Annotated in this window: 4 protein-coding genes and 1 pseudogene; 2 read left to right on the top strand and 3 right to left on the bottom strand. The window is 75.5% G+C overall.

Going from position 1 to position 3328, the window contains the following annotated elements:
* From ACFV4N_RS41670 to ACFV4N_RS41660, 3 genes are all read right to left on the bottom strand, one after another.
* Positions 1–597: CoA transferase (locus tag ACFV4N_RS41670; RefSeq protein ID WP_499678214.1), on the bottom strand; the 597-nt coding region annotated here is incomplete at its 3' end.
* Positions 594–1361, bottom strand: a complete 768-nt coding sequence (locus ACFV4N_RS41665; RefSeq protein ID WP_499678213.1) for a methyltransferase — start codon at positions 1359–1361, stop codon at positions 594–596. The genes ACFV4N_RS41670 and ACFV4N_RS41665, both read right to left, overlap by 4 nt.
* The gene (locus tag ACFV4N_RS41660; protein ID WP_499678212.1) at positions 1358–1549 is read right to left on the bottom strand and encodes a hypothetical protein; all 192 of its coding nucleotides are present in this window, start codon (positions 1547–1549) and stop codon (positions 1358–1360) included. Before ACFV4N_RS41660 ends, ACFV4N_RS41665 begins: the two co-directional genes overlap by 4 nt.
* Positions 1550–1750: 201 nt before the next feature.
* Here ACFV4N_RS41660 and ACFV4N_RS41655 point away from each other — a divergent pair, with 201 nt between their 5' ends.
* Together ACFV4N_RS41655 and ACFV4N_RS41650 are read left to right on the top strand one after the other, a co-directional pair.
* Positions 1751–2788, top strand: coding sequence for a Gfo/Idh/MocA family protein (locus ACFV4N_RS41655; protein ID WP_499678211.1), 1038 nt, complete (start codon positions 1751–1753; stop codon positions 2786–2788).
* A 187-nt stretch (positions 2789–2975) separates the two neighbouring features.
* Positions 2976–3328, top strand: a pseudogene (locus ACFV4N_RS41650) (hypothetical protein); the annotation flags it as partial.

The following is a 3328-nucleotide window of genomic DNA, read 5'->3' as shown; positions in this document are numbered from 1 at the left end:
GTCCAGGACCCGGTTCGCCACCCGCACCAGGCTCATCCCGGTGGAGGCGGCGGCGCGCTCCAGCAACTGGAACGGCAGCCGCGCGGTCACGCCGGTCAGCTCGGGCGGCAGCGGGCAGGTGGCGGTGGCGAAGCGGTCGGCGAAGGGCCGCCACGCCCCGGCCACCGCCCGCGCGTCGGCGCGCAGGGCGGTCCAGAAGCGCCGCCAGACCTCGGCGTCCGGCGCCTCCAGCTCGAAGGCCACCCCGTCGCCGGACACGAACGGCGGCCCGCCGACGTCGAAGGGCCCGACCGGGTCGTGGGCGGTGGCCGCGGCCAGGTACTGCGACACCGCCAGCAGGGCGGCCTGGGCCACGGACGTGGTCGCCGAGCGCACGGCCGCGCCGCGCAGCCGGGCCGGCTCCAGCGCCGCGACGCCGAGCGCGGCCAGCTCGCCGGCCAGGATCGAGGCGTAGTCCAGGCCCAGCGGGGTGGGCCGCCCGAAGCGGCGGCCGTGGACGTGCATGAGCCCGCACGCGGCCTGCACGTCCAGCTCGCCGCCCAGCTTCAGGTCCACCGGCCCGGACCAGGGCACGGCCGCCACCGTCGAGGTGGTCATGCCGGTTTCCGCCCGTGCACCGAGTACACCACGGGCGAGGTGGCGGCGAACCGCTCGTCCGCCAGCAGCGCCCGCACGCCGTCGAGCTGCGCCCCCGTCATGCCGGCCGCGATCAGGCGGTCGTGCAGCAGGCGCGTGGTGTGCGCGATCAGCCGCACGCCCGGCGAGCCCGCCCGCCACGGGTGCAGGACCGGTCGGGGGTCCACCTCGACCAGCCCGGCGGCGGCCATGGCGGCCGCGGCCTTGCGCCCCCACGCGCCGTCCACGCCGGAGTCGTCGAACATGGCCTCCTCGACCGCCAGGAACCTCTCGTACAGCTCGGCGGACCACGCGTCGGGCGCCAGCAGCACGGGGCGGTAGGAGTTGTCGAACTCGTCGACCTGCAGCCAGCCGCCGGGCTTGAGCGCGGCGACGAGCTTGCGCAGCACGGCGTCGCGCTCGGGCAGGTGCCGCAGCACGAACCGGACGTGCACCAGGTCGTAGGCGTCCCCCGGCAGCGGGTCGCGCACCACGTCGTGCCGGACCGCGGTCAGCCGGGGCGCGGGCGGGACGTGCTCGGGCGCGAGGTCGGTGGCCAGCACGGAGCCGGCGCGGGCCGCGAGCCAGTGCGCGACGCTGCCGCCGCCCGCGCCGACCTCCAGGCACCGCCACGCCCGGCGGACGCCGGTCTGGGCCAGGCGGGTGAAGGTCAGCGGGTCGTAGGCGGCGGACAGGCAGCGGTGCTGCTCGACGACCAGCGCGCGGGCGGGGGTGGAGGTGGTCACGCCCACCCCCGCGGCGGGAGGACGGGCGCGCCGAGGTGCGAGGCCGGCTCGCTTTTGAATTCGAGCGCTTCGCCCGCGGGCGGGAACTCGCCCTTCTCGACCACTTCGACAATATGCCGCCGAGCGGCCTCCCACAAATCGGTAAATGTGTCCGATCGCGTGAAGAATGGCACGGTCAGCGCACTCACCTCCGCTGTCGTCGCTCCGCTTGCGAGCGTATGTCAGGCATCACGGAGAGCCTTGGGGCACCGGCTAGTTCACTCTTCCTGGTCAACTCGCGGTCACGGTGTTGACAACGTCGGCACATCGCCGACTAACGTCTTCGGCGGGTATTCCGGTCGATATTTTCGATGTCTTCTGCGACAACACGGGACAGGCGGGGCTCTCTAGTGCGGACACTCGTCGTGGGGCTGGGGCGGGCCGGGGCGGACCTGCACCTGCCGGTGCTGGCCAGGGCTCGGGCCTCGGTCAGGCAGTTGTTCGACGACCGGCCGGTCGTCGCGTGCGACCCGAGCCGGTTGCCCGCGGAGCGGCCGGGGCTGGCGATGGTGGGCAGCCTCGCCGAGGCGGCCGCGCTGCTGGACCCGGCCGAGACGGTGGCGCACGTGTGCACACCGCCGGCGGTGCGGGCCGAGGTGGTCGCGCAACTCGCCGAGCGCGGGTTCCGCAACGTGATCGTGGAGAAGCCGCTGGCCGCGGACACCGACGACCTCGCGCGGATCACCAGGCTGCGGCGCAAGCACGGCCTGCGGGTCGCGGTGGTGGAGCCGTGGCTGACCAGCGCGCTCACCGAGCGGCTGATCGGGCTGGTGCGGGGCGCGTCGCTGGGCGACCCGCGGTCGATCTCGATCGTGCAGAACAAGCCGCACTTCCGCCGGTCGCTGACCTCGCCGAGCCACCCGACCGCGTTCGACGTGGAGCTGCCGCACGGGGTCGGGCTGGCGCTGCGGCTGGCGGGCAGCGCCCGGGTGACCCACGCCGCCGGGTTCGACCTGGTGGTGGGCGACGCGGTGGTGCCCAGGATGGGCGGCGCGCGGGTGGGGCTGCGGCACAACAACGGGGTGCGCACGGAGATCAGCTCGGACCTGACCTCGCCGGTGCGGGAGCGGCGGATCACCGTGGAGTTCGAGCGGGGCGTCGCGGTGGGCCACTTCGCGGTCAGCGACGACGACGACCACTCGCAGCTGACCGTGACGGTCAACGGGCACCGCGAGCACGAGGTGCTGCGGGACGATTCGCTGACCGAGTGGGTCATCCGGGCCTACCGGCTGTTCCACGCCGCGGGCGACCAGCACGCGCGGGGGTTCGCCTTCGCCACGGACGTGGTGCAGCTGCTGTCGGTGGCCAAGAACATCTGCGCGGAGCCGGTGGTGCCCGCGGCCCGGGCGGAGTCGCCGGGCCGGGTGGCGGCGCTGCACGTCCGCTGAGCCGGCGCCGGGCGGCAGGGGCCGGGGCGGTCGGCGGGTTGGCGTGGGCCGGGTGCCCGGCGGATCAGCGTGCTTCGGGCCGCCGGTGGGTCGGCGGCCGGCAGGCCAGTTTCGGCGAAGTGGATCGGGACCGCGCGGGGCGGACGTGCCTAGGGTGCTGCCGTCCCCTCGCGGAACTGGAGAACCCGTGCTCGACGACCTGGCCCGGCTGCCCGACCTGCTCGCCGCCATCAGCCGCTACGCGGCCTCCGCGCTGACCGGGCTGCCCGACCGGCCCGCCGTGCCCCGCCTGGCCGGAGCCGCCGGGTCCACCGAGCCCCACCTCGCCGGGTCCACCGGGCCCGTCGAACCCGCCGAGCCCGCCGCTCCGCCGGTCACCGGGCTCGGCTTCGAGGGCGCGGTGGACCTGTTCGCGCGCCGCTGGGCCCCCGGCTTCACCGCCTCCGCCGGGCCCCGCTACCTGGGCTTCGTCACCGGCGGCAGCACGCCGGCCGCGCTGGCGGGCGACTGGCTGGCCGCCGCCTTCGACCAGAACACCGC

The sequence above is a fragment of the Actinosynnema sp. NPDC059797 genome (genome assembly GCF_042732085.1).
Taxonomy (GTDB): Bacteria; Actinomycetota; Actinomycetes; order Mycobacteriales; family Pseudonocardiaceae; genus Actinosynnema.
This window is presented reverse-complemented; position numbering and strand designations above follow the sequence as displayed.